This window comes from Massilia sp. DWR3-1-1, from assembly GCF_049898325.1.
Lineage (GTDB): Bacteria > Pseudomonadota > Gammaproteobacteria > Burkholderiales > Burkholderiaceae_D > JAFCUW01.
The window spans coordinates 97,512-124,156 of record NZ_JAFCXL010000008.1 but is presented as its reverse complement, the minus strand read 5'-3'; the positions used below and the strand labels follow the sequence as shown (position 1 = coordinate 124,156).

19 protein-coding genes are annotated in these 26,645 nt (G+C 67.8%); 12 read left to right on the top strand and 7 right to left on the bottom strand.

The window, feature by feature from the left end; genetic code table 11:
• Positions 1-2: 2 nt before the first annotated feature.
• The gene (locus ACP7EY_RS10525) at positions 3-1,874 is read right to left on the bottom strand and encodes a flagellar assembly protein A (protein ID WP_426193213.1); all 1,872 of its coding nucleotides are present in this window, start codon (positions 1,872-1,874) and stop codon (positions 3-5) included.
• A 205-nt stretch (positions 1,875-2,079) separates the two neighbouring features.
• Positions 2,080-2,544, bottom strand: coding sequence for a hypothetical protein (locus tag ACP7EY_RS10520; protein WP_426193211.1), 465 nt, complete (start codon positions 2,542-2,544; stop codon positions 2,080-2,082).
• Positions 2,545-2,819: 275 nt separating this feature from the next.
• On the opposite strand from ACP7EY_RS10520, the gene ompR reads away from it, so the two are divergent.
• The 6 genes from ompR to ACP7EY_RS10490 all read left to right on the top strand — a co-directional run bounded on the left by ompR (position 2,820) and on the right by ACP7EY_RS10490 (position 12,378).
• The gene (ompR, locus tag ACP7EY_RS10515; protein WP_426193209.1) at positions 2,820-3,521 is read left to right on the top strand and encodes a two-component system response regulator OmpR; all 702 of its coding nucleotides are present in this window, start codon (positions 2,820-2,822) and stop codon (positions 3,519-3,521) included.
• On the top strand, positions 3,521-4,903 hold the full coding sequence (locus tag ACP7EY_RS10510) for an ATP-binding protein (RefSeq protein ID WP_426193207.1): 1,383 nt from the start codon (positions 3,521-3,523) through the stop codon (positions 4,901-4,903). The genes ompR and ACP7EY_RS10510 overlap by 1 nt, the downstream gene beginning before the upstream one ends.
• A gap of 53 nt (positions 4,904-4,956) precedes the next feature.
• On the top strand, positions 4,957-5,916 hold the full coding sequence (locus tag ACP7EY_RS10505) for a threo-3-hydroxy-L-aspartate ammonia-lyase (RefSeq protein WP_426193205.1): 960 nt from the start codon (positions 4,957-4,959) through the stop codon (positions 5,914-5,916).
• A gap of 141 nt (positions 5,917-6,057) precedes the next feature.
• Complete coding sequence (locus ACP7EY_RS10500; RefSeq protein ID WP_426193203.1) at positions 6,058-6,432, top strand: YXWGXW repeat-containing protein; 375 nt, start codon at positions 6,058-6,060, stop codon at positions 6,430-6,432.
• 298 nt (positions 6,433-6,730) lie between these two features.
• Positions 6,731-7,687 (top strand): GGDEF domain-containing response regulator, encoded by a 957-nt coding sequence (locus ACP7EY_RS10495; protein ID WP_426193201.1) that lies wholly within the window; start codon positions 6,731-6,733, stop codon positions 7,685-7,687.
• Complete coding sequence (locus tag ACP7EY_RS10490) at positions 7,684-12,378, top strand: PAS domain S-box protein (protein ID WP_426193198.1); 4,695 nt, start codon at positions 7,684-7,686, stop codon at positions 12,376-12,378. Before ACP7EY_RS10495 ends, ACP7EY_RS10490 begins: the two co-directional genes overlap by 4 nt.
• A gap of 55 nt (positions 12,379-12,433) precedes the next feature.
• Here the strand turns inward: ACP7EY_RS10490 and ACP7EY_RS10485 are convergent, their stop codons facing one another.
• Together ACP7EY_RS10485 and ACP7EY_RS10480 are read right to left on the bottom strand one after the other, a co-directional pair.
• Positions 12,434-12,895, bottom strand: coding sequence for a hypothetical protein (locus ACP7EY_RS10485; RefSeq protein WP_426193196.1), 462 nt, complete (start codon positions 12,893-12,895; stop codon positions 12,434-12,436).
• 162 nt (positions 12,896-13,057) lie between these two features.
• A complete protein-coding gene (locus ACP7EY_RS10480) occupies positions 13,058-13,963 on the bottom strand; it encodes a LysR family transcriptional regulator (protein ID WP_426193194.1) in 906 nt (301 codons plus the stop codon).
• Positions 13,964-14,070: 107 nt separating this feature from the next.
• On the opposite strand from ACP7EY_RS10480, the gene hmgA reads away from it, so the two are divergent.
• Complete coding sequence (gene hmgA, locus ACP7EY_RS10475; protein ID WP_426193192.1) at positions 14,071-15,384, top strand: homogentisate 1,2-dioxygenase; 1,314 nt, start codon at positions 14,071-14,073, stop codon at positions 15,382-15,384.
• Positions 15,381-16,712: a fumarylacetoacetase gene (gene fahA, locus ACP7EY_RS10470; RefSeq protein ID WP_426193190.1), complete on the top strand. Its 1,332-nt coding sequence runs from the start codon at positions 15,381-15,383 to the stop codon at positions 16,710-16,712. The genes hmgA and fahA overlap by 4 nt, the downstream gene beginning before the upstream one ends.
• Before the next feature lies 1 nt (position 16,713).
• Here fahA and ACP7EY_RS10465 read toward each other — a convergent pair whose 3' ends face one another.
• Together ACP7EY_RS10465 and ACP7EY_RS10460 are read right to left on the bottom strand one after the other, a co-directional pair.
• Positions 16,714-17,322, bottom strand: a complete 609-nt coding sequence (locus ACP7EY_RS10465; RefSeq protein ID WP_426193188.1) for an OmpW/AlkL family protein — start codon at positions 17,320-17,322, stop codon at positions 16,714-16,716.
• Between the two features lie 129 nt (positions 17,323-17,451).
• Positions 17,452-18,294, bottom strand: coding sequence for a PA4780 family RIO1-like protein kinase (locus ACP7EY_RS10460; RefSeq protein ID WP_426193186.1), 843 nt, complete (start codon positions 18,292-18,294; stop codon positions 17,452-17,454).
• A 481-nt stretch (positions 18,295-18,775) separates the two neighbouring features.
• Here ACP7EY_RS10460 and ACP7EY_RS10455 point away from each other — a divergent pair, with 481 nt between their 5' ends.
• From ACP7EY_RS10455 to ACP7EY_RS10440, 4 genes are all read left to right on the top strand, one after another.
• On the top strand, positions 18,776-20,497 hold the full coding sequence (locus tag ACP7EY_RS10455) for a methyl-accepting chemotaxis protein (RefSeq protein WP_426193184.1): 1,722 nt from the start codon (positions 18,776-18,778) through the stop codon (positions 20,495-20,497).
• Positions 20,498-20,711: 214 nt separating this feature from the next.
• Positions 20,712-22,322 (top strand): methyl-accepting chemotaxis protein, encoded by a 1,611-nt coding sequence (locus ACP7EY_RS10450; RefSeq protein WP_426193182.1) that lies wholly within the window; start codon positions 20,712-20,714, stop codon positions 22,320-22,322.
• 110 nt (positions 22,323-22,432) lie between these two features.
• Positions 22,433-22,744, top strand: coding sequence for an EthD family reductase (locus ACP7EY_RS10445; protein ID WP_426193180.1), 312 nt, complete (start codon positions 22,433-22,435; stop codon positions 22,742-22,744).
• A 214-nt stretch (positions 22,745-22,958) separates the two neighbouring features.
• Positions 22,959-24,935 carry a putative bifunctional diguanylate cyclase/phosphodiesterase gene (locus ACP7EY_RS10440; protein ID WP_426193178.1) on the top strand — a complete coding sequence of 659 codons (1,977 nt, stop codon included), beginning with the start codon at positions 22,959-22,961 and terminating at the stop codon, positions 24,933-24,935.
• Positions 24,936-24,954: 19 nt separating this feature from the next.
• On the opposite strand, the gene ACP7EY_RS10435 is transcribed toward ACP7EY_RS10440, so the two are convergent.
• On the bottom strand, positions 24,955-26,625 hold the full coding sequence (locus ACP7EY_RS10435; protein WP_426193176.1) for a TIGR01244 family sulfur transferase: 1,671 nt from the start codon (positions 26,623-26,625) through the stop codon (positions 24,955-24,957).
• Between the last annotated feature and the right edge of the window lie 20 nt (positions 26,626-26,645).

The following is a 26,645-nucleotide window of genomic DNA, read 5'->3' as shown; positions in this document are numbered from 1 at the left end:
TTTCAACTGCTCCACGCCACCGTGCCCGTGGCGCCGACAAAAATCAGCGCCCCGCCCGCCCCGCTGCCGCGCAACCTGGCCTTGATGTCCTTGGCCGTGGCGTCGTGCGGCGCGCCGCCGTTGGGATCGTATTTCATCGTGCGTACGATGGTGTCGCCATCGACCGCGCTGATCTCCACCTGCGCCGCGCTTTCGCAACTGCGGCGCTGCTCGCCGAGCTGGTCGACCAGCGCCTGACCGGCCTCGCGCTCGGTGTCGGCCGCTTTCACCTCGAGCGACACCTTGGCGATGGCCTTCAGGGCCGGGCCCACCGCCAGCGCCATCTTCTGAAACTGCGGCAGCTGTTCGGCCGTCAGGGTCAATTCCTTCTTGCGGATTCTGGAGGCCAGCATGACGTACTTGCGCACCTCGGGCTGGCCCGTCATGGCGTCCATCTCGGCCTTGCGGCTGGCGGCGACGGCGGCGAACTGCTCGACGCGCGCGCGCATCAGGCCGATCACCTTGTCGATCTCGCCGCTGTCGGGGCGCAGCGCGAACACCAGCATCTCGCTTTGCTTGCGCGGCCCCACCCGCTCGGCGATGACGCGGCGGGCGGCGATGGCACAACCTTCGGCATGACCGACCCGCACCTCGTCGCCGATGATCTCGCAGTTGACGGCATGCTCGACTTTCACGCGGGCGCCGGAGATGATGCAGTGGTCGGCGCGGGCGATGATGACGTCGCCCTGGCGCGACTGGATCAGCGCGTTCGAGGCCATGCCGACAATGCGGATGGCGCCGTTGGCGTTGATGGCGGCGCCGCCGACCAGGTTGCGGTTCAGGACAATCGCGCCGCCGCGCGAAATCACATGGCCATACACGTCGCCGTGGATGGTGATGCCTTCTCCTTCGATGACGCGCTTTTCCTGCACCTCGCCGAACTCTTCGTAGTCGCCCGTCAGTTGCAGGTTGCCGGTGGTGCGCGAGGAGACGCCGTCGCGGCTGATGATCTTGTCGCCGATCGAGATTTTGCCGCTGGCGGGGTCGACATCGAGATAGCCGGTACGCAGGGCCACCAAAAATTCGCCGTCGGCGTCGACGACGACGCCGGTGCCGTCGCCCACCATCGCCGCCAGGTCGACGTCGGCGGGCGGCGGCGCGGCAATGCGCGCACCCGACACCTCGACACCGGCGACGCCGGCCCTGGCGTGAACCTTCTGCAGCAGGCGCACGCCAGCCTTGATCTGCGGGAAGCGGTTCTGGAAGGCCATCAGGTCGAGCTTGCCGTTGGCCAGCTGGCGCGGGGCGTCGCTGCGGTGGATCTCCTGCGACACTTCGATGATGCGGGCATCCTCGCCCGCCTGCGGCGCGGTGCGGCGCGCCACCGTGACGAAGGCGCTGCGATGGGCCGCCATGCCGGCAATGCCCTCGCCGATGGCGTCGATGTCGAGACCGGAGCGTATCCCCTTGCTCCACATGTCGGCGATGAATTCGTCGATATCGAGCGCGACGACCGGCTCGCCCGCGGCGGGGGCCTCGAAACTGTACTCGGCCTGGCCATTGGCCACTTTGACGGCCTTGTACAAGGCCTTGCGGGTCAGATCGAAGGGGCTGACAGTGCGCGCCAGGCGCAGCATGGAAGCACCGTCGACATGCTGCGGCAAGGCCGGACCGATGCCGTACAGGGCCTGTTGCAGCAAGCCATAGTCGAGGCCGGGAAAGTAGAAATTGCCGCGCATGACATGCTCGAACGCGGCTAGGAAGGCCTGGCCCAGCGCCGTCGGGTCGGCGTACACGCCGTCATCGCGCCGGTAAATACAGTGCTCGAGGCCAAGCGCGTCGAGCCCGCCAATGGGCGGATACTGCGAAGTTGAAGCGGGGGATACAGTCGACACAGTGACGCTCCGAACCACGAAACTTGTTAAATAGCTAGTTAGTTTGGCCTAGGTTAATTTTCGGTAGCGTAACACGCGGGCGCACGCAACGGCACCGTCAAGTGCTGCGGCATGCATATATTTGTTGCTTTTACAACAGATGGGGCGGACCAGGAGGGGGCGCGGCAGTGAGCCGCCCGCCGGCCGGCCGTGGCAAGCGCCAGGCTCAGCGGCGCGGGGTGTTTGGGTACAGCTCCGTGCCCGCCTCGTTGATCTGGCGGCGCAGTTCGCGCCGCTCGTCGGGGGTGAGGCGGCCGCCGCGGCGGGCGCCGGTGTCCTGCTGCTGCTGGGCCTGCTGACGGCGCGCTTCTTCCAGGCGCATGTCGTAGGCACGCGTGTCGAACTGGCGCGCTTCGCGCTGCTGGGGCATTTCGCGCGGCGCCAACTGCGGCGCCGCTTGCTGCTGCGGTTGTTGCTGCGGCGGTTGCGCACGCTCGCGCTGATCACGCGGATCACGCTGCTCGCGTCCTTCGCGCTGGTCGCGCTGATCACGGTCACGCTCACCGACGCCGGCGGCCGCGGCCGACACGGCCGCCGCGCCCAGCAGCGTCCCGACGACCAGCGCGCGCAGCACGGCGCGCGTGCCGGCGCGGCCCACTCGTGCTGTAATAATGTCAGTCGACGCGATCATCATAGTGTCCCTCTTCCGCGGTGCCGTAATACCAGATAAGCTAAAATTGCGTTATGGCCCAAGTGTAGGGGGATTCGATTCCAGGCATAAGGCGGATTGGGTAAAGTTTGTAACACAATGTAATGACCCAAAAGCAACGCTGCTTGCACGGCGATAAGACGTTACCATAGCGACATCCCTAAGACAAATATGGCAAGCTCATGACCATGATTCAATCTTCAAATTCGGGCAACAATACAACGGCGGCCGGTGGCAGTGGTCACTCAGCCAAGATTATGGTAGTGGACGACGACGTCCGCCTGCGCGACCTGCTGCGGCGCTATCTGACCGAACAGGGTTTTGCCGTCGTCACCGCCGAAAGCGCCACCGCCATGAACAAATTGTGGCTGCGCGAGCGCTACGACCTGCTCGTGCTCGACCTCATGCTGCCCGGCGAGGACGGCCTGTCGATCTGCCGCCGCCTGCGCGGGGCGGGCGACAAGACGCCGATCATCATGCTCACCGCCAAAGGCGAAGACGTCGACCGCATCGTCGGCCTGGAAATGGGCGCCGACGACTACCTGCCCAAGCCGTTCAACCCGCGCGAACTGGTGGCCCGCATCGGCGCCGTGCTGCGCCGCAAGGGCCCGGACGAAATTCCCGGCGCGCCGTCGGAAACCCCGCAAACGTTCGAGTTCGGCCACTTCGTGCTCGACCTGGGCACCCGCACCCTGAAGAAAAGCGGCGAGACGGTGCCGTTGACCACGGGCGAGTTCTCGGTCCTGAAAGTATTCGCCCGCCATGCGCGCCAGCCGCTGTCGCGCGAAAAGCTGATGGAACTGGCGCGCGGACGCGAATACGAGGTGTTCGACCGCAGCCTGGACGTGCAGATTTCGCGGCTGCGCAAGCTGATCGAACCGGACCCGTCCTCGCCCCTGTACATCCAGACCGTGTGGGGCCTGGGCTACGTGTTCATCCCTGAAGGCCAGCCGCGCTAGTGCTCGCTGCCGACGCCACCCCCGTGCGTGCGCCGCGCCTGAGCTGGTTCAAGAGCGGCCTGTTCTGGCGCACCTTCCTGATGCTGGGCCTGTTGACGGCGCTGTCGATGGGCTCGTGGATCGCCATGATCAGCACGGTCCAGCGTGGCCCCCAGGTCAAGCAGACGGCCGAACTGGTCATCTCCATGGTCACCATCACCCACGCGGCGCTGGCCCACTCGGCGCCCGACCTGCGCACCGAACTGCTGTTCGAACTGGCCACCAGCGAAGGCATCCGCATTTTCTCGCTGCTGCCCACCGACGACATCGAACCGGCGCCGGACAGTCCCCTGATGCCGGAAATCGAGGCGCTGGTGAAGGAAAAGCTGGGCAAGACGACGCGCTTCTCCGGCCGCGTCAACGGCATCTCCGGCTTCTGGGTCAGCTTCAATATCGACGGCGACGAATACTGGCTGATGCTCGAGCGCGAGCGCCTGTCCGGCATGTCGGGGGTGCAGTGGCTGGGCTGGGCCGGCGTGGTGGGGGTGCTGTCGCTGATTGGCGCGGCGCTCATTTCCAGCCTGGTCAACCTGCCGCTGGCGCGCCTGACGGCGGCCGCGCGCGCGATCGCCCAGGGCAAGCGCCCGGCCCCCCTGCCCGAGAAGGGGGCGCAGGAGATCATCGAAGCGAACCGCAGTTTCAACCAGATGGTCGACGACCTGCAGCAGGTCGAGACGGACCGCGCGCTGATCCTGGCGGGCATTTCGCACGACCTGCGTACGCCGCTCACGCGCATGCAGCTGGAAGTCGAACTGGCCCACCTGTCGCAGGACGCGCGCGAAGGCATGCAGTCCGATATCGCCCAGATGGACGCCATCATCGGCCAGTTCCTCGACTACGCCAAGCCGACCGAGGCGGCCAGCTTCGTGCCGGTCAATATCAGCGCGCTGCTCGACGATGTCGCCCGCGCCGCCGAACGCATCGCCTCGCTGCGGGTGCGCACCGACATCGAACCGGACGTCACGGTGATGGGCAATGAAACCGACCTGCGGCGGGTGTTCAACAACATCATCGAAAACGCCCGCCGCTACGGCGTCACCGCCGGCACCAGCTACACCGAGATCGACATCGCCTGCCACGTGCGCACCATCGGCGGCGCCATCGGCGGGGTACGGCGCGCCGTCATCGAACTGGAGGATCACGGCGTCGGCGTGCCGCCGGCGCAGATCGAACAACTATTAAAACCGTTTACCCGCCTGGACACGGCGCGCGGCCAGGCCAATGGCGCCGGGCTGGGGCTGGCCATCGTCGAACGCGTGGTGCTGCGCCATGGCGCCACCCTGAACGTGCGCAATCGCGATGGCGGCGGCCTGCACATCGCGCTGACGATGGCGGTGGTGTAACAGCGCTGCCTGCCGGCATATACTGTGGGCTGTCGCCACCACCGGATTTCCCCATGAGCCCATTGCAGTTCAGCGACGTCGAGGCGGCCGCCGGCCGCATCGCCGGCATCGCCCATCGCACCCCCGTGCTCACCTCGCGCACGGCCAACGCCCGCCTGGACGCCAGCCTGTTTTTCAAATGCGAGAACTTCCAGCGCACGGGGGCCTTCAAGTTTCGCGGCGCCTGCAACGCGCTGGCGCGCTTTACCGACGCCCAGCGCCGCGCCGGCGTGCTGACGTACTCGTCGGGCAACCACGCCCAGGCCATCGCCCTGGCCGCCAGCCTGAGCGGCATCAAGGCGGCCATCATCATGCCGCACGACGCCCCGGCCCTGAAAGTGGCGGCCACGCGCGGCTACGGCGCCGAAGTGATCGTCTACGACCGCTACACGGAAAACCGCGAGGAGATCGGCCGCCGCCTGGCCGCCGAGCGGGGCATGACCCTGATCCCGCCGTACGACCACCGCGACGTCATCTGCGGCCAGGGCACGGCGGCGCTGGAACTGTTCGCCGACACGGGACCGCTCGACGTGCTGCTGGTGTGTCTGGGCGGCGGTGGCCTGCTGGCCGGCTCGGCGCTGTCGGCGCGCGCGCTCAGCCCCCATTGCCGCGTCATCGGCGTCGAGCCGGCCGCGGGCAACGACGGCCAGCAGTCGCTGGCGCAGGGCGCGGTGGTGACCATCGCCGTGCCCGACACCATCGCCGACGGCGCCATGGTGACCCACCTGGGCGCGCACAATTTCGACGTCATCCGGCGTGACGTCGATGCCATCGTCACCGTCAGCGACGCCGAACTGGTCGAGACGATGAAATTTTTCGCCGAGCGCATGAAGATGATCGTCGAGCCCACCGGCTGCCTGGCGGCGGCAGCGGCGCTGCACGGCGCGGTGCCGGTGGCGGGGCTGCGGGTGGGCATCCTGGTCAGCGGCGGCAACGTCGACCTGGGCCGCTTCGCCAGCCTGGTGACGCAGTAGGCTGTTGCGGCGCGGGCGGCGGCAAACAAATGGTATGAAAGTATTGCTGTAGCAATTGTTACAGGCGAATGCGCGACAGCGCACATACTCCTGGCCGAGAACGCCTTATAACGTTACTACACCTATTTAAGGAGAGACACCATGATCAAGAAAATCCTGCTCGCCACCATGATCGCCGGCTCGTTCGGCGCCGGCGTCGCCGTCACCGCACCGGCACTGGCTGCCGTCGTCATCGTCCGTGAAGCACCGCCGCCACCGCGTGACGAAGTGGCGCCACAGGCCCGCCGCGGTTACGCCTGGCAGAACGGTCACTGGCAGTGGCGCAACAACCACTACGTCTGGAACAAGGGTAGCTGGGTCAAGGAACGCCGCGGCTATCGCTACAACCAGCCGACCTGGGCTGAGCGCGACGGCAAATGGGTCATGACCCGCGGTGCCTGGGCCCGTGGCGACCGCGACGGCGACGGCGTGCCGAACCGTGTCGATGCCCGTCCGGACAACCCGAACCGCCGCTAAGCGCAGGCGCCAGCAGCCCGTCCCGCACCCGTGCCGGACGGGCTTTTTTACGCCCGGCAGCAGGGCAACAGGCGACGTTGCAAAACGGCAACGAAATAGTTAAATTCAATAGTTGTCACCGACATACTCACGTAGGCTGCTTCTACCGTCCCTGAACCCGATGGCATTGATCCAGTCCGATTTCGTGTCGAGTGCCGCTACCCGCCCTTGCTCCGCGAAGTCCCTCACGCGGAGCACCAGTGCAAATCCGAGTTTCACACACAGCAAGCCTCCACCGGCGCCCATGCCAGGCGGCTTCATGAGCGCGCTGGCGCTGCCCGCCACGGCGCGCCAGCGCGACACCCTGCTGGTCATCGACGACCAGGCCGTCAACATCCAGACCGTCTACCGCACCCTTGCCGCCGACTACGAAGTGCTGATGGCGACCAGCGGCCAGGGCGGCATCGACGCCTGCCGGCGCCACCTGCCCAGCCTGGTGCTGCTGGACCTGGTGATGCCCGGCCTGTCCGGCATCGACGTTGCCGCGCGCCTGAAGGCCGATCCCGTCACCTGCGACATTCCCATCATCTTCGTCACCGCCAGCAGCGACAGCGAGCAGGAATCGGCCTGCTGGGAAGCGGGCGCCGTCGATTTCGTCACCAAGCCGTTCAATCCGATGACCTTGCGGCGGCGCGTGCAGGTGCACCTGTCCCTCAAACACCAGGCCGAGCAGTTGCATCACATGGCCTACATGGATGGCCTGACCGATATCCCCAACCGCCGCTATTTCAACCAACGCATCACCGTCGAAGTGGCCACCGCGCGGCGCGCCGGCACGCCGCTTACGCTGGTCATGGCCGATGTCGATTTCTTCAAGCGCTACAACGACCACCATGGCCACCTGGCCGGCGACGCCTGCCTGCAGGAGGTGGCGCGGGCCCTGCAGCGCGCCTGGCGGCGGCCGGCCGATTTCGTCGCCCGCTACGGTGGCGAGGAATTCGCCGCCATCCTGCCCGGCGTCGGCCTGGCCGACGCCGCCGCCATGGCCGGCGCCCTGCGCGCCCAGTTGCACGGGCGCGCGCTGCCGCACGGCGACTCCGACTGCGCCGCCATCGTCACCGCCAGCGCCGGCGTGGTCTGCCTCGACCGCTGGGACGGCGCGCCGTGCGGCGCCGACGCCTTGCTGCGCCAGGCCGACCGGCTGCTGTACCAGGCCAAGCAAACGGGGCGCGACCGCGCCTGCGTGGCCGCGGCCGATCCCGCCCGCGGCGCATGAACGGCCTGCGGCGACTCTGGCGCCACCGGCACGCCTGGCTGATCATGGCTGCCGGGATCGCCGCCAGCGTCGCCGCCGCCCTGTTTGCGCAGCACGAGAACGCGCGCATCGCGCACGAGCGGCTCAGCCGCATCGCCATCGACGCCGGCGAGGCGCTGGGCCAGCGCATGCGGCTGTACCAGTACGGCCTCAATGGCGCCCGCGGCCTGGTGCTGACGACCGGCGCCGAGCGCCTCACCCCGGCGCAGTTTCGCCAATACTGGCTGGGCGCCGGTCTGGACGGGGACTTCGCCGGCGCGCGCGGCTTCGGCTTCGTGCGCCGGGTGGCCGCGGACGCTCCCGTCCCCGCGCGGCAGCCACCCGGCGGGCGCACCGGCGAGCGCTTCGTCGTCGAGCTGATCGAGCCACTCGAGCGCAATCGCGCCGCGCTGGGCCTGGACCTGGGCACCGAGGCGCACGGCCGCGCCGCCGCGCTGGCGGCGATGGCCAGTGGCGAAGCGCGCATCACGGCGCCGCTCGCCGTGACCGCACCGGATGGCAGCGCGCGCATGACGTTCATGCTGCTGCTGCAGGTCTACCGGGGCGCCGTCACGCCAGCGCCGGAACGGCGCAGCGCCGAACTGGTGGGCTGGATCTGCGCGCCGCTGGAACTGGCTGCCACGCAGCGCCAGCTTGGCGGCGGCGACGGCGTCGAAGCGGGGATGACCGACGTCAGCGCCGACGCCGCCCCCGCCACCATCGTGCCGCTGGCAGGCGCCGCCCACGCCAGCAGCGAGCAGGACATCTACGGCCGGCGCTGGCGCCTGAGCGTGCGCAGCGGCGCCGATTTCGCCGCGCACCAGCACCTCACTGCGCCGGCCACGGTGCTGCTGGCCGGCCTGCTGGCGAGCACCGCGCTGACGGCGATGGCCATGCTGGCGGCGGCGAGCCGGCGCCGGCGCCGCCAGATCGAGGCCGAACAGGCCAGGCTGGCCGCCATCGTCGACAGCTCGCTCGACGCCATCATCGGCAAGGATCTGGACGGCACCATCACCAGCTGGAACCGGGGCGCGCAGCGCATGTTCGGCTATAGCGCCGCCGAGGCGATTGGCCACAGCGTCGGCGCGCTGCTGGTGCCGCCCGGGCTGGCCGGTGAAGAGCGCATCGTGCTCGAGCGCCTGCGCGCGGGCCAGGCGGTCGGCAACATTGAAACCCGGCGCCGCCACAAGGACGGCCACCTGATCGACGTCTGGGTGGCCGTGGCGCCCGTGCGCGGCGCCGACGGCAGCGTGACGGCGGCAGCCAAGACGGTGCGCGACATCACCGGGCGCAAGGCCGCCCAGGCGCGCGTGCTGGGGGCGAACACGCGCCTGGAAAGCACGGTCGCCAGCCGCACGGCGGAACTGCGCGCCCTCAACCTGCTGCTGGGCAGCGTGCTCGATGCCGCCACCGAAGTGGCGATCGTCGCCACCGACCTGGCCGGCACCGTCACCCTGTTCAACCGGGGCGCCGAAGCGATGCTGGGCCACGACGCCGCCGCCATCGTCGGCCATGCCAGCACGTTGCTGTTTCACGATGCCGGCGAAGTGGCGGCGCGTTCGGCCGAACTGAGCGCGCTCGAAGGATCGCCCGTGGCCGGCTTCGACGCCTTCACGCTCGAGGCGCGCCGGCGCGGCGCGGAAACGCGCGAATGGACCTATGTGCGGCGCGACGGCGGCCGCATCACCGTCTCGCTGATCGTCAGCGCCATGCGCGACGAAGCGGGCCGCTGCAACGGCTACCTGGGCATCGCCATCGACATCAGCGCACGCAAGGCGGCCGAGGCGCGCCTGGCGTCCAGCCTGGCCACCATCGAGGCGGTGCTGGCAACGGCGGCCACGCCGATCATCACCATCGACGCCGGTGGCGCCATCCTGTCGTACAACCCGGCCGCCGAGCAGGCCTTCGGCTACCCCGCCGCGGCCAGCGCCGGCCTGCATCTGTCGGCCCTGCTGCCGGAACTGGGCGCGGCCGGCGCCCCGCTTTTCCTTGCCGACGGCGCCGGGTTCCCCGTGCAGATGAGCGTGGGCGACATGCGCGCGAGCAGCTCGACCTATGTCTGCATCCTCACCGACATCAGCGAAGCGCTGCACCAGCGCGCCCAGCTCACCGCCATGCGCGACCAGCTGGTGCTGGCGGCCGAGGCGGCGCAACTGGGCATCTGGAGCTGGGATATCCAGAGCGGCCAGCACACGTGGAACGACCAGATGTTCGCGCTGTACCAGCAGTGCCCGGCCCTGCGCGGCAACGGCCTGGGCTACCGCCACTGGGAAGAGCGGGTCCACCCGGATGACCTGGCGACGGCAGCGGCGCGCCTGCGCGACGGCCTCGATGGCCGCACCAGTTTCGACCAGACCTTCCGCATCGTCCGGCCGGACGGCCAGCTGCGCTACGTGCAGGCGGGCGGCCACATCGAGCGCGACGGCGCCGGCCAGCCGGTGCGCGTGACCGGCATCAACTTCGACGTCACCGAGCGCATGGAAGTGCTCAACGCGCTGCGCCGCGCCAAGGAGGAGGCCGACGCCGCCAGCGAAGCGAAATCGACCTTCCTGGCCAACATGAGCCACGAGATCCGCACGCCGATGAATGCCGTGATGGGCATGCTGCAGCTGGTGCAGCGCACCGCCCTTGACGCCCGCCAGCTCGACTACGTCAGCAAGGCCGAACGGGCCGCGCTGTCGCTGCTGCAGCTGCTCAACGACGTGCTCGACTATTCGAAAATCGAGGCCGGCAAACTGCGCCTGGACGCCCATCCCTTCGAACTGGACGCCCTGCTGCGCGATCTGGCCGCGGTGCTGGCGGGCAACCAGGGCACGCGCGATGTCGAGGTGATGTTCGACATCGATCCGCGCCTGCCGCGCACGCTGGTGGGCGACCGCCTGCGCCTGCAGCAGGTGCTGATCAACCTGGCCGGCAACGCGCTCAAATTCACCGAGCAGGGCAGCGTCAGGGTGGCCATCGAGCAGCTCGGCCGCACCGGCGCCGGCGTCAGCCTGCGCATCAGCGTGAGCGACACCGGCATCGGCATCAGTCCCGAGCAGCAGTCGCGCATCTTCGACGGCTTCACCCAGGCCGAGGCGTCGATTTCGCGCCGCTTCGGCGGCACCGGGCTGGGCCTGGTGATCTGCCGCCGCGTGGTCGAACTGATGGGCGGTCGGCTGACCCTCGACAGCGCGCTGGGCCGGGGCAGCTGCTTCAGCTTCGACATCGTGCTGGGCGAAGCGGCCGGCGCGCCCGCGCCGCTGCCCGAACGGGCCCTCAAGGTGCTCGTCGTCGATGACCATGCCGACGCCGCACAGGCGCTGGCGCGCATGGTCGATGGCCTGGGCTGGACGGCGGCGCTGGCCGACAGTGGCGAGGCCGCCCTGGCGCTGCTGCTGGCGGCGGCCGGCGCCGGCGCCCCCTATGAGCTGGTGTTGATAAACTGGCGCATGCCACGCGACGATGGCCTGCGCGTGGCGCAGCGCATCGGCGCCGCCTTTGGCGCCGCGCCCCCGCTGGTGATCATGGTCACCGCGTTCGGCCGCGAGGTGCTGCACGACCAGCAAGGCGACGCCAGCGCCGCGCCGTTTGCCGACATCCTCACCAAGCCGGTGACACCGCAACTGCTGGCGCGGGCGGTGGCGCGGGCGCGGGCCGGACCGGGCGCAGCGATGGCGCCGCCAGCCGCCCCACAGAGCGCCCGGCTGGCCGGAATGCGCCTGCTGCTGGTGGAAGACAACCCGCTGAACCGGCAAGTGGCCAGCGAACTGCTCGCCGGCGAAGGCGCGCTGGTCGAAGCGGCCGGCGACGGCCGCGCGGCGCTGGCCCGCCTGCTGGGCGGCGCCCTGCCCGACTGCGTGCTGATGGACCTGCAGATGCCGCTGATGGACGGCCTCGAAGCAACCCGTCAGATCCGTGCCACCCTGGGACCCGCGCTGCCGGTGATTGCGATGACGGCCAATGCCAGCGCAGCGGACCGTGCGCGCTGCCTGGCGGCCGGCATGGACGACCATGTAGGCAAACCGATCGACATCGAGCCCCTGGTGGCGGTGCTGCTGGCGCACAGTGGCCGCGGCGCGGCGCGAACGTGTGCGGCGGACACTGCGCCGGACCTTGACGCGTCCGGCCAGATGGACGACGAGCCGCTGCGCCAGCGCCTGGCGCGCTTCGGCAACGACCGCGCCCTGTACCAGCGCACGCTGGCGCACTGGCCGGCCGCGCTCGCGCCCCTGCTCGAGCAATTGCGCGATGCCGACCAGGGCGCCGCCGGCGCCGCCCTGCACGCGCTCAAGGGCCTGGCGGCGACGCTGGGCGCGCGTGGGCTGGCAGCGCGTGCCGCCAGCGCCGAACGCGCCGTCGCGCGCGGCGAACTGGCCGCCGGCGCCGCCTTCGCCAGCGCGGCGCCGGCGCTGGTCGACGCGGCGCTGCTGCGCTTGCAGCTGCCCGGAGACGGCGATGCGATCGCCGATCTCCCGTGGCGGCCGGCGCTGACCGGACTGGCAGCGCTGCTCGCCGATGGCAACCTGCGCGCACTCGACGTGGCCGACCGGCTGGCGCCGCATGCCGCGGCCGGCACCCCGCTGGCCTTGTTGGTGACGCATATCCGCGCGCTCGAATTCGACGCCGCCGCCATTGCGCTTGGCGCGCTCGCCGCTGTCGGTGAGGCGTCCGGGGCAGCGCCTGAGCGCTAGCAGGCAGTCCTGCTCAGGGGTGGCGCGCGCGCCTGCAGCGCAGCGTCAATACCGGTCAGCCTTCGCTTTGCGGCAAGGGAAACTCAAAGCAGATCGCCTTGATCGTCAGGTGCTTGCCGGCAGCCGTGTCCCAGCTCTTGCTGTAGTCGGCCTTGTCGGTCAGTCCCTCGACCACGACCGTGATCTCGGACACATAGCCGCCCTTGAACATGTCGAGCAATTCGGCGTAGCGCCCCGCCGACTGGTGCACTTCGATGGCGCAGCGCGACCTGTTGTCTTCGACGGTGTACATCATCCGGCCCGGCGAATAGCCGGTGGCCAGCCCGCTGCCGGCCGTGCGGCGGTGAATCTTCATGTGCCAGGCGGCCTTGTTGACCAGGGCCGCACCGGCGGCGTAGATATTCGGGCCGCCCGTCAATTCGAGCTGCAATGAAATCACCGGCTCACTTTCGGTGGCGCCCTCCTGGCGCAGCACCTGGTAACTCGAGCGGCTTTCGAACACTAATTCGGTGGTCATGGGATTCCTGTCTGACGAGCGCATGCGTGCATGCCCGGATCTGCATATCTTAGCAAGCAATGCCCCCGTGGGCCAGTGCAGCGAGGGATCAATCAAGCAGCGGCGCCCATGAATATATGCACGATTGCGCATAATTGGCGGGAACGCCAGCGCAGCGGGACCTTACTCCACGAAGATCGCGCCGATACAGTCGCGCAGCCACACATTGCCGCCATCGTCGCCATACCTGCGGTGCCAGAACATATTCGTCTGCAGCATCGGCAAGTGCAGCGGCGGGCGAATATAAGACAGCCCGAACGGCGCCGCCGCCCGCTGCGCCAGTTTTTCCGGCACCGTCACCACCAGGTCGGTGCTGGCGACGATGTACGGCACGGCCGTGAAATGCGGCACCTGGTAGCGGCTGTCCGTGCGCACGCCGGCCTGCTCGAGCAGTTCGTTGATGCGGTCGTACGGGCTGTCGGCGCCGGCGACCAGCAGGTGCCGGGCGGCCTGGAATTTCTTCAGGGTGGGCCGGCCCTGCCCCAGCGGATGGCCGGCACGGAACATCGTCACGCAGCTCTGGCGGAACAGGCGGCGCTGGAACAGCGCGCTTGACACGTGTTCGAAGGCGCCGATGGCCAGGTCGATGCGGCCCGCCTCCATCGCCGTCTTCAGGTCGGTGCCGGCCGGGCGCACCGTCGCCAGGCGCACGCCCGGCGCCAGTGCGCGGCAGCGCTCGATCAGGGGCGGCATAAAATATATCTCCGCCACATCGGTCATGGCGATGACGAACTGGCGCTCGCTCGTCAAGGCAACGAAGGGGGCCGGACGGCGCAGGGCCTCGCCGACGCTGGCCAGCGCGGCGGCGATCGGCCCGGCCAGGTGCTCGGCCAGCGGGGTCGGCTGCATGCCGGCGCCGGTACGCACAAACAGTTCGTCGTCGAAAGTGCGGCGCAAGCGCGCCAGCGCATTGCTCACCGCCGACTGCGTCAAGGCCAGGCGCCGCGCGGCCGCCGAAATCTGGCGCTGCTGGTACACCTCCTGGAATACCACCAGCAGGTTCAGGTCCATCTGGCGCGGCTCGATCACGGCGCTCTTTCGTTATTTACCAAATCAATATTCTACATTCATGTATTGATATCGCAAACCTGGCCCCGCTCCGCTACAGTGGCCGCCAGACCGACCAGGAGATTGCCATGTCCACCGCCCCCGACCACGCCGCGCGCTACCAGTCCGGCTTCGGCAATGAATTTGCCACCGAAGCCCTGCCAGGCGCCCTGCCCGCCTGGCAGAATTCGCCGCAGCGCGTGCCCTACGGCCTGTACGCCGAACAGCTCTCCGGCACCGCGTTCACGGCGCCACGCAGCCACAACCGCCGCAGCTGGTTGTACCGGATTCGCCCGGCCGCCATGCACGCGCCGTTCGCGCGCATCGACAACCGGGGCATCGTCAGCAGCTTCGACACGCCGGCGGCGCCGCCCGACCAGCTGCGCTGGGACCCGCTGCCGCTGCCGCAGGCGCCCACCGACTTCATCGACGGCTGGCAGAGCATGGCCGGCAACGGCACGCCCCAGTCGCAATGCGGCAACGCCATTCACCTGTACGCCTGCAACCGTGACATGCACGAGCGCTATTTCTACAACGCCGACGGCGAACTGCTGATCGTGCCGCAGCAAGGGCGCCTGCTGATCGCCACCGAAATGGGCCGCATTGCGCTCGCGCCGATGGAAATCGCGGTGATCCCGCGCGGGGTGCGCTTCCAGGTGACGCTGCCGGACGGCGCCGCGCGCGGCTACATCTGCGAGAACTACGGCGCGCTGCTGCGCCTGCCCGACCTGGGCGTGATCGGCGCCAACGGCCTGGCCAATCCGCGCGATTTCCTCACGCCCCACGCCGCCTACGAAGACCGCGAAGGCGATTTCGCCCTGGTCGCCAAGTTCAACGGCAAGCTGTGGTCGGCGCCAATCGGCCACTCGCCCCTCGACGTCGTCGCCTGGCACGGCAACTACGCGCCCTACAAGTATGACCTGCGCCGTTTTTCGCCGATCGGCTCGATCGGCGTCGATCACCCCGACCCGTCGATCTTCCTGGTGCTGCAGGCGCCCAGCGACACGGCGGGGGTCGACACGCTCGACTTCGTGGTGTTTCCGCCGCGCTGGCTGGTGGCCGAACACACCTTCCGTCCACCCTGGTTCCACCGCAACGTCGCCAGCGAATTCATGGGCCTGATCCATGGCGCCTACGACGCCAAGCAGGACGGCTTCGTCCCCGGCGGGTCCAGCCTGCACAACTGCATGACGGGCCACGGCCCCGACGCCGCCACCTTCGACAAGGCCAGCGCCGCCGACACCAGCGTGCCACACAAGGTCGACAACACCATGGCCTTCATGTTCGAGACCAGGCTGGCGCTGTGCCCCACCGCGTACGCGCTGGCGACGCCGCTGCGGCAGGCGCACTACAGCGCCTGCTGGAGCGGCATCGAGAAGCATTTCAACCCGGAGCAACCATGAACACCACCGCGCAGCCGGCACTCAACGCCACCCACGACCCGGCCCTGCGCAGCTGGGTCGCCTCGAGCCGGCACGACGCCACCGATTTCCCCATCCAGAACCTGCCGTTTTGCGTGTTCCGCCGCGCTGGCAGCGGGCAAGCGCTGCGCATCGGCGTGGCCATCGGCGCGCACATAGTCGACATCGACGCCGCCGCCGGCGAAGGCGCCCTGGCCGGGCTCGACCCGGCCGTGCGCCACGCCATCGTCGGCCAGGCCAGCCTGAACGCCCTGATGGCGCTGGGCCCGCAGGCCTGGTCGGCGCTGCGGCTGGCTTTGTCGGGCCTGTTGCGCGAGGGCGCCCCGCCGCTGCCCGCGGTGCTGGTGGCGCAGGCCGATGCCGACTACGCCCTGCCCGCCCGCATCGGCGACTACACCGATTTCTACACCTCGATCCACCACGCCAGCGCCGTCGGCAAACTGTTCCGCCCGGACGAGCCGCTGCTGCCCAACTACAAGTGGGTGCCGATCGGCTATCACGGGCGCGCCTCGTCGATCGGCGTGAGCGGCCAGTGCTTTCCCCGTCCACGGGGCCAGACCCGGGCGCCGGGGGCGGTGGCGCCCGACTTCGGTCCGTGCAAGCGGCTCGACTATGAAATGGAGATCGGGATTTTCATCGGCGCCGGCAATGCGCCGGGCGAGCCGATCGACATCGGCCAGGCCGAGCAGGCGGTGTTCGGCCTGTGCCTGCTCAACGACTGGTCGGCGCGCGACCTGCAGGCGTGGGAATACCAGCCGCTGGGGCCTTTCCTGTCGAAGAATTTTGCCTCGACGATTTCACCGTGGGTGGTGACGCTCGAAGCGCTGGCGCCCTACCGCGCCGCCTGGACGCGCGACGGCGCCGATCCGCAGCCGCTGCCCTACCTGGACGCGCCGCAAGTGCGCAGTGCCGGCGCCTTCGACATCACGCTGGAAGTGGCGATCGAAACGGCCGCCATGCGCGGCGCCGGCACGCCGCCTGCGCGGGTGTCGCTGTCGAACTTCCGGCATTCGTACTGGACCGTGTCGCAACTGGTGGCGCATCACACGGTCAATGGCTGCAACCTGCAGGCAGGTGACTTGCTGGGATCGGGCACCCAGTCGGGGCCGACCGCGGCCGAAGCGGGCTCGCTGCTGGAACTGACGGCCGGCGGCAAGCAGACAATCCGCGTCGCCGGCGAAACGCGCACCTTCCTGGAAGACGGCGACAGCGTCGTCATGCGCGGCTGGGCCGAGGCGCCCGGCCGCCCGCGCATCGGCTTTGGCGAAGTGCGCGGTACCGTGCTGCCGGCACTTGGGGCCGGTACTTGATTTAGAAGCGGTAACCGACACCCACGCCCAGCATCAGCGGATCGACCTTGACGCGGCTGGCGCGGGCGCCGGCGATGTTCACGTCGCTGCGGATCTGCACTTTTTTCACGTCGAAGTTGATGCTCCAGCGGTCGTCGATGCGATAGTCGGCGCCCGCCTGCAGGGCCAGGCCGAAACTGTCGTGCTCGAGGCCGGCGGCGCCGTTCAACAGATTGACCTTCGAAATCAAGGTGTAGTTCACGCCCACGCCCAGGTAGGGATTGATGGTCGCGCCTGGCAGGAAGTGGTACTGCGCCGTCAGCGTCGGTGGCAGGTGCTTGAAGGTGCCGATCGATGCGCCGTCGAGCGTGACGGTATGCTTTTGCGGGTAGGTCAGCACCAGTTCGGCGGCCCAGTTCGGCGTAAAGAAATAGGACACGTCGACATCGGGAATCCACTTCTCGCTCACGTGCAGGCGGTCGCTGGCGCCAACGCCGCCGACCGGATCGGACTTGTCGGCCGGCGCCAGGTGCAGGGCGCGCACGCGCACCAGCCATGGCGATTCCTGCGCCATGGCGGTGCCGCACAGGCACAGGGCAGAGATCATCAGGGTCAGGGTGGATTTGTTCATGGTGTTGCCTTTCTTGGTGTTGTTGTCATCGAAGGCAAGCTTATTGATTTCCCATTCACAAATCGTTGATGTGAATCAAAACTGACACAGCTGGCAGGTTTGGCCGCAAAACAGTGCGATCACGCGCGCTCAGCTGCCCTGGTAGCTTGTCTGTTCCGCCTCTTCCTCGCGCGCCAGCGCAATTTCGCGCATCACCGCGCCCACATCGGCGGGCGTCTCGGGCACGGCGACAATGCCCGTCAGCGCCACCTCGGGGGTGAGCAGGCCCGCTTCGTACAGATTCCAGATTTCCAGGCCGTAGCGGGTGCCCAGCAACTGGGGCGCGGCCACGCCGAAGAAACTGGCGAGATTGTTCACGTCGCGCTCGAGCATCGCCCCCGCCACCGAGCTGCCGGCCGCGTCGATCGCCTGCGGCAGGTCGATGATCACGGGGCCGTCGGCGTCGACCAGGATGTTGTACTCGGACAGATCGCCGTGGATCACGCCGGCGCACAGCATCAGCACCACCTGGCGCAGCAGCGCGGCGTGGTACGTCAGCGCCAGCGCTTCGGTCAGCGGCACGTCGTTCAGGCGCGGGGCGGCATTGCCGTCGGCGTCGACGATCAGTTCCATCAGCAGCACGCCTTCGAAGCAGACATACGGCGTGGGCACGCGCACGCCGGCGGCGGCCAGGCGGTACAGGGCGTCGACCTCGGCGTTCTGCCACACCTCCTCGGCCATCTTGCGGCCGTAACGGCTGCCCTTTTCCATCGCCCGCGCCTGCCGGCTGTTCTTGACGCGGCGGCCTTCCTGGTAGGCCACCGCCTGGTGAAAGCTGCGCTGGTTGGCCTCCTTGTAGACCTTGGCGCAGCGCACCTCGTCGCCGCAGCGCACCACGTAGACAATCGCTTCCTTGCCGCTCATGAGCTGGCGCGATACTTCATCGATCAGGCCTTCGTCGATCAGGGGGACCAGGCGTTTCGGAGGTTTCATGGAATGCTGGCAGCGACGCGCGTGGATAGCCGCCGGACTGCGCCTTGTTCAAGTGGGATCGGGGCGCGCATGTCACGGGAGTCGACACGGCGCGATGGGCAAAATGGTGCGGCATTTTACCCTGCCGGCAGGGGCGGCGCGCAACGGGGCAATCCCCAAGCGGGCGGCGGGCGCCGCCACCGCCTGGCACAGCGCACCGGATAACAACGCTTTGCGCTGTCGAGGGCCGGAACATTGTTACGGGGCGACGAACTTAGTTGACCTTGTGTAGTTGGTGCTAGACAATAGTTTCTGCAGGAGAACAATACAAGCATGTTTAAACAAGGCCCGCCTTGGGCGCGAGCTTTCCTTTGGCCAGTTCAATCCCCGGTCGCCCCACTCCCGCGACCTCCCGTTCGGCCACGCCAGCGCCGATTTTTTCACCTGCAGCACCAGCCAGCCAGCCGCGGCGGTGCGCCATTCCCCAGGAGTCCTTCTTACCATGCAATGGTTTCTTAACCTCAAAATTTCCAGGAAACTCATCCTGAACTCATCGCTGATCCTGGCGATGACGGCGGCACTGGGGCTGTTTGCCATTGTCCAGCTGCGCGCGGTCAATGCATCGACCGAGGATGTGGTCAATAACTCGATGCCGTCGGCGATCCTCTCGTCCGCCATCAATACCGACACCTCCAACTTCCGCATTCTCGAACTGCAGCACGTCTCGTCCTTTGACGCTGCCGCGATTCCCGTGATCGACAAGAAAATCGCCACGCTCGGCGCCGCCATCGACGCCAGGCGCACCGCCTACATCAAGCTGATTGCCTCGCCCGAAGAGAAAAAGCTGTTCGATACCTTCAGCGCATCGTGGAACGCCTACCTTGTCGAAAGCAAAAAACTGCTGGAACTGTCAAGCAGCAGCAAGAGCACCGAAGCGATGGTCTTGCTCAACGGTGCCTCGCAGACCCTGTTCGACACCGCCAGCGCCGACTTGCTCAAGCTGGTCGAGCTGAATGACAAGGGTGGCAAGACGGCCGGCGAACACGCGGCGCAGGTCTATGGCACCGCCCGCGCTGCGATTTTTGCCGGCATCGGCGTGGCGCTGGTGCTGGGCCTGGTCATGGCCGTGTGGATCGCCCGCCTCGTCTCGGCGCCACTGGTGCGCGCCCTCGACGTGGCCAGAACGGTGGCGGCGGGCGACCTGACGAGCCACATCGAGGTCAAGTCGACCGATGAAACGGGAATGCTGATGGCGGCCCTGAAGGACATGAACGCCAGCCTGCTCAAGATCGTCGGCGAAGTGCGCATGGGCACCGACACCATCGCCACCGCCTCGAGCCAGATTTCGGCCGGCAACCTGGACCTGTCCTCGCGCACCGAGCAGCAGGCCAGTTCGCTGGAAGAGACGGCGTCGTCGATGGAAGAATTGACCAGCACCGTCAAGCAGAACGCCGACAATGCGCGCCAGGCCACGCAACTGGCGCAAACGGCGTCGACGATCGCCGTCAAGGGCGGCACCGTGGTGTCGCAAGTGGTGACGACGATGGGATCGATCAACGCATCGTCGAAGAAAATCGTCGACATCATCAGCGTGATCGACGGGATCGCCTTCCAGACCAACATCCTGGCCCTGAACGCGGCCGTCGAGGCGGCCCGCGCAGGCGAGCAGGGACGCGGCTTCGCCGTTGTCGCCAGCGAGGTGCGCAACCTGGCCCAGCGCTCGGCCGCCGCCGCCAAGGAAATCAAGCAACTCATTGGCGCGTCGGTCGAGCAGGTCGACATTGGCGCGCTGCTGGTCGACCAGGCCGGCGCCACCATGACGGAAATCGTCGACAGCGTGCGCCGGGTGACCGACATCATGAGCGAGATTGCCGCGGCCAGCCAGGAACAGACGATGGGCATCGAACAGATCAACGAAGCGATCACCCAGATGGACGAAGTGACCCAGCAAAACGCGGCGCTGGTGGAAGAAGCGGCGGCCGCTGCCGGTGCGCTGCAGGATCAGGCGCAAGTGCTGTTACAGGCCGTCAGCGTGTTCGAGCTGGGATCGGCAGCGCTGCCCACGCCCGCCACGCCAAGGCCGGCGGCGCTGGTCCCCCAGGCTCGCCCGGCCGCCGCCCCGCCGCGCAGCACACCGGCACCGGCCAGGCGCATCGCCAGCAAAGCCGGCAGCAATACCGGCAACAACGCAGCGACCAGCAACGCCGAGTGGGAAGAGTTCTGATGGGGCGGCCTGGCCTTTCACCAGCGCCCTGATCACAGCGGCCGCGCGTGCGCAGGCAAGCGTGTGCACGGATTGGAGAAATAGTTACTTACGGTACTACTTGTTTCTTATTAAGAAGTATTATTATGGCTCGTTAACTATTCACGTGGCCTTTCCCCAAGGGCCACCTTGCTGCTGCGCCGTCCCGCCAGCCCGCCCCACTGGAAGTGTACCTATGAGCAAAACGCCAACAAGCCACCTGGCATCGCGCCTCGACTACGGCGATCCCCAGCTCGAGTTCGCGGTGTCGAACGACGATGTGCTGATCACCCGGACCGACCTGAAGGGCATCATCACCTACGCGAACGACGCCTTTCTGGCGTCGACGCAATACACGGCGGACGAACTGCTGGGCCAGGACCACAAGCTGATCCGCCATCCGGACATGCCGCGCGCCGTATTCGCCGACATCTGGCAGACCCTCAAAAAGGGCAAGTCCTGGTCGGGCATCATCAAGAACCAGCGCAGGAACGGCGCTTACTACTGGTCGCGCGCTTTTGTCACGCCGGTGGCCAATGGCACCGGCGTGACGGGCTATATGTGCGTGCGGGTGCGCGCCAGCCGCGACGAGGTGGACGCTGCCATCGCCGTCTATCGCCAACTCGACGGGGGCACCCGGATGCGCGCCGACAGCGCGCGCCAGGCGATGGCCAGCGCCGCCTACATCCTGCACGAAGGGGTGGCGGTACGGCGTTTCGCCCCCTTGCGGTTCTGGTACTGGCTGATGACGCGCCCCGTGGGCGCGCGGCTGGCGGCGTGCTGCGCGGTGCTGTCGGGCGCGGTGGGCGTCGCCCTGCTGGCGCCCCTGCTCGGGCTGCCGGTCTGGCTGGCCGTTGCCGCCGGCATCACCGCCGCGGCCATGCCGTGGGTCGGCTTCGCCTATCTGAACCTGCGCATCCTGCAGCCGCTGGGCCTGCTCAACAGCACCATCGGCCAGGTCATCAGCGGTCGTCCGCTGGCGCAGTTCACCCACCATGGCGACCAGGCCATCCTCAGCCTGGCGAGCGCCATGAACCAGATGACCATGCGCACCGCCGGCGTGCTGCGCGACGTGCAGGACCGGCTGGCGGTATTGACGGCGACCGGCAACGACATGCAGGAAACCAGCGAGAGCCTCAGCGCCAGCGCGGAACAGCAGGCGGCCAGCATCGCCTCCGTGTCGCAGTCGATCGCCGGCATCGCCAGCGGCGTGCGCCAGACCACGCGCCAGTCCGACCAGGTGACGGACCTGGCCCGGCAGGCGCTGGCGCTGGTCGATTCCGGCACCGCCGCCTCGCGCGACGTCACCAGCGCCTTCGACGGCATCGCCGCGGCCACGCGCCAGGTGACGGCGCTGATGGAGGCGGTGCGCGAGATCGCCATGCAGACCAAGATCCTGGCCCTCAATGCCCACGTCGAAGCGGCGCACGCGGGCCAGGCCGGCGCCGGCTTTGCCGTCATCGCCATGGAAGTGCGCTCGCTGTCCGAGACCGTCACCGGCATCGTCGACCAGGTCGACAGCGTCAACGCCACCGTCAACAGCGAGCTGAAAAACGCGGGCGAACAACTGCAGCGCATGCACGGCGCCATTGGCGACATCGAGACGGCGTGCTCGCAAGTGGGCGGCCTGGCCACCGAGGTGGCCGCCACCACCCATGTACAAAGCAGCGCCATCTCCAGGGTATCGGATGCCATGGGCGAACTCGACGCCGCCACCGAACACAATTCGCAGGCGGCCGAGAGTTCGGCGCGCGCCGCCCACGAGCTGCTCACCCACGCCCGCCGCCTCGGTGCGGCCATCAGCTAGCGCGCTAGGTGACAGCCGGCGCCAGCCATCGACATCGAACTTGCGAAGCGGCGCCTTTCGGCGCACGATGGCTGGCGCAGGTAAGCCATCCACAACCAGGAGATAAAACGATGATCAAGGTGAGCGTGATGTATCCCAACGGCCCGGACGCCCGTTTCGACGATGCGTATTACCGCGACCGCCACATGCCCATGGTGCAGCAACTGTTGGGCGACTACTGCAAATCGTATGCCATCGACCGGGCCGCCGCGGCCGGGTCCGCCACGAATGCGCCCTACATCGCCATGGGCCACCTGTTTTTCGATTCGGTCGAAGCATTCCAGGCCGGCTTCGGCCCCCATACCAAGGTGATCATGGACGATGTCGCCAACTACACCAATCTGACGCCCCTTATCCAGATCAGTGAAGTGGTGGTGATCTAGTCGCCGCGCCCGGACGCCGCCGCGGCGCCGTTCGAGCGCCCCGGCGCGCCCGCTTTACACAATTTTGTGAAGCAAAATTAACAATTCATGTTACTATTTCCAACAGGAAATAGAATGCGAATGCGTGCCGTACGGGGCCGTTTCACCGGGCCTTGTCCGGCGGTCGGCCGCAGCGGGCGCCCCGCCGCCGGCCCCTGGAATCCTGGAGTCCACCGTGATTTTCGAGACACAACTCTGGCGCGAAAAATTAAAAGCCCATCCGCTGGGCATTCTCGTCAACGCGGCCGCCATTGCCGCGCTGGCCATCAATATTCGCCATGCCAGCGTGCCCTGGGTGACAGCCTGGATCACGCTCTCGCTGCTCGTCTGCGCGCTGCGGTATGTGGGCCACAGGGTGTATCGGCGCCACCTTGCGCGCCATCCGGACGGCGCGCCGCCAGCGTCGCACCAGGCAATGCTGGCGCTGGGACTGCTCGGCTCCGGCGTGCTGTGGGCGGCCATTGCGTGCCTGGGTCTGCCCGCGTTCAGCGAAGGCGAAACCTTTTCGCTGCTGATCATCGTGTCGGCGCTGGCAGGGGGCGCCACCGGCACCCTGGCGAGCATGCCCATCGTCGGCAAGGTCTACATCGGCATGCTGCTGTTGCCCGCTTGCGTGCTGATGCTGCTGCTGCCTGACGAAAAACTCCAGGTGCTGGGCCTGATTGGCCTGGTATTCATCGTGGTCATGCTCGGTAGCCATAACAACAATGTCAAATTGCTGCGCAACACGCTCACGCTGACCACGGACAAGGAGGAATTGATCCGGCAGCTATCGGACAAGAACCGCCAGATCTCCCACGTCAACGACGACCTGGAGCGGACCATCGACGAGCGCACGCGCGAATTGCAATACCTTGCCAACCACGATCCGCTGACCGCCCTGCTCAACCGGCGCGGCTTCCTGAGCTACCCGTACGCCCACCGCCACGGGCAGCGCCACAAGAGCATCATCTTCATCGACCTCGACCACTTCAAGGACATCAACGATGGCATGGGCCATGAGCACGGCGACCTGTTGCTGCAGGCCGTATCGCAGCGGCTGGCGCAGGTGATTGCCGCGCTGGCGCAAGCGAGCGGCGCGGCCGATCACGCGGTGTGCCGCTGGGGCGGCGACGAATTTGTCGCCTGCATCACCCGCCCCGCCGACCAGGCCGGCGCCAGCGCCGACGATTACCAGTCCATGCATGCGCAACTGTCGGCGCCTTACCTCGCGGGCGCCCACACGCGCAAGATCGGCATGAGCGTCGGCATCTTCGAGCACGCCGGCGATGCCCCCTTCGATCTGCACGAGGCCCTGATCTTCGCCGACGTCGCCACCGCAGACGCGAAAAAGCTGGGGCGCGGGCGCGTCGCGTTTTATTGCGCGCACTCGTACCAGCTGCTGCAGCGGCGGCTGCAGCTGACGCTGGCGCTGGCGCATGCGCACCAGGACAACTCGCTGCACCTGCTGTTCCAGCCCATCGTTGCCGCCGATAGCGGCGCCGTGGTGGCCCGTGAAGCGCTGCTGCGCTGGACCCACCCCCAGCTGGGCGCCGTCGGCCCCGACGAATTCATCGCGCTGGCCGAAAGCTCCGATGCGATCCTGTCGATCGGCCGCTGGGTGCTCGAACAGGCCTGCCACCAGGCGCGCGCCTGGCCGCCAGCGGCCGAGGGCAGCGAGGCGCCGAAGGTGGCGGTCAATACCTCGATCCGCCAGTTGATCGAGGCCGATTTTTGCCAGCTGGTTGCCGCCACGCTGGCCGCCAGCGCACTGCCGCCGGCGCGACTGGTGATCGAAGTGACCGAAAGCGCCCTCGACGAGCGCGGCATGGCGAGCGCGCTGACAACCCTGCTGGGCCTGCACGCCATGGGGGTGGAGATTCACCTCGACGACTTTGGCACCGGCTACTCGTCGCTGTCGCGGCTGCGCGAAATCCCCCTCGATGCGATCAAGATCGACAAGAGCTTCGTCATGCACATGGATGAGAAATCGGCGGCCGTGATCGAAGCGGCGGTGCTGATCGCCCGCCGCTACGGCCTGCGCGTGATCGCCGAAGGGGTCGAGACGGCCGACCAGCTGGCCAGCCTGCGCGCGCGCGGGATCGATGAACTGCAGGGCTATTACCTGGGGCGGCCGGCCGCCATCGCCCTGCAAGCAGAATTGGTCGACTGACGCTGGCGCCGGCCCGTGCTCAGGAATCGGCCAGTTCCGGCCTGGCCATCCATTCGCGCCCCTTGAGCATGCCCTTCCAGTACAGCGGCGGCAGGATGCGCTCCTTGAGCAGCCATGCCAGCCGCGATGGCCGGGTGCCGTCGATCAGCCAGGCGGGAAAACTGGGCGCGAGCCTGCCGCCGTAGCTAAATTCGGCCAGCACGATCTTGCCGCGTTCAACAGTCAAGGGACAGGAGCCGTAACCGTCGTAGCGGGCGTTGCCGCTTGCCCGGCCCAGCGCCGCCAGCACGTTGTGGGCCACGACCGGCGCCTGCTTGCGGGCGGCGGCGGCGGTCTTGGCGTTGGGCGAATTGGTGGCGTCGCCCAGCCCGTGAATATTGGTCCAGGTCTTGTGGCGCAAGGTGGCGGGATCGACATCGACCCAGCCGGCCGCATCGGCCAGCGGACTGACACGGATGAAATCGGGCGCCACCTGCGGCGGCACCACGTGCAGCAGGTCGAACTGGCGCGTGACGCTGTGGCTGGCGCCGGCGGCGTCGGTGCGGGTAAACGTCGCCGTCCTGGCCGGTCCGTCCACGCCGGTGAGGGTGAAACCGAAATCGAGCGCGATGCCATACGCGTCGATGTACTGCATCAGCGCCGGTACGTATGCGGCCACGCCGAACAGCACGGCGCCCGCGCTGCAGAATTCGATCTTGATCTGCCCGAGTACGCCGGCGCGCTTCCACTGGTCGGCCGACAGGTACATCGCTTTTTGCGGCGCCCCGGCGCACTTGATGGGCATCGGCGGCTGGGTAAAAATGGCCCGGCCGCTGCGCAAGTTACGTACCAGTTCCCAGGTGTACGGGGCCAGGTGATACAGGTAGTTGGACGTCACGCCATTCGCGCCCAGCGTCTCGGCCAGGCCGTCGATCGCCTGCCAGTCGAGCTTCAGGCCAGGGCACACGATCAGCTGTTCGTACTGGACCACGCGGCAGCCGTCGAGGATGACGGCATTGCGTTCGGGTTCGAACGCGGCCACCGCGGCCTTGATCCAGTGCACGCCGCGGGGAATGGTCGAGGCCATCGTGCGGGCGGTGTCGGCCGCCTCGAACACGCCGCCGCCCACCAGCGTCCAGCCAGGCTGATAGTAATGTACCTCGGCGGGATCGATGATGGCGATATCGAGCCCGGGCGCGCGCGCCAGCAGGCTTGCGGCCGCCGCGATGCCGGCGGCGCCGCCACCGACAATGACGACCGCATGCGACGCTTCGGCGACGTCGACCGGCGTGCGCCCCTGGTTGACAATCCGCCGCACCACCGATTTCATGTCGAAGCCGGCATTGCGGGCGGCATCGACGATCTGCGGCAGCGGCGTCGTCGCCGCTTGCGACAGCGCCCACATCGTCGTCGACCGCATGCCCGTGCGGCAGTAGGCCAGCACCGGCTGGGGAAGCTGGGCCAGCAGTGCGCCGAACGCGCGGCCTTGCTCATCGGTGACTTTGCCCGATTCGGCCGGCAGGTAGTGGGCTTCGATGCCGAGCGCATGCGCGTCGCGGGCGATCTGCGCAAACAGGGGCTGGTCGGCGCCTTCGCCATCGGGTCGATTACAAATAATCGCGCGAAATCCGGCCGCCTTCAGGGCCGCAAGCTGCGCCGGCAGTATCTGTTCGGACACCGACAGTCCGGGTGCGAGGTAATGTATGGTCATGGCGGTCTCCGTTATAGGTA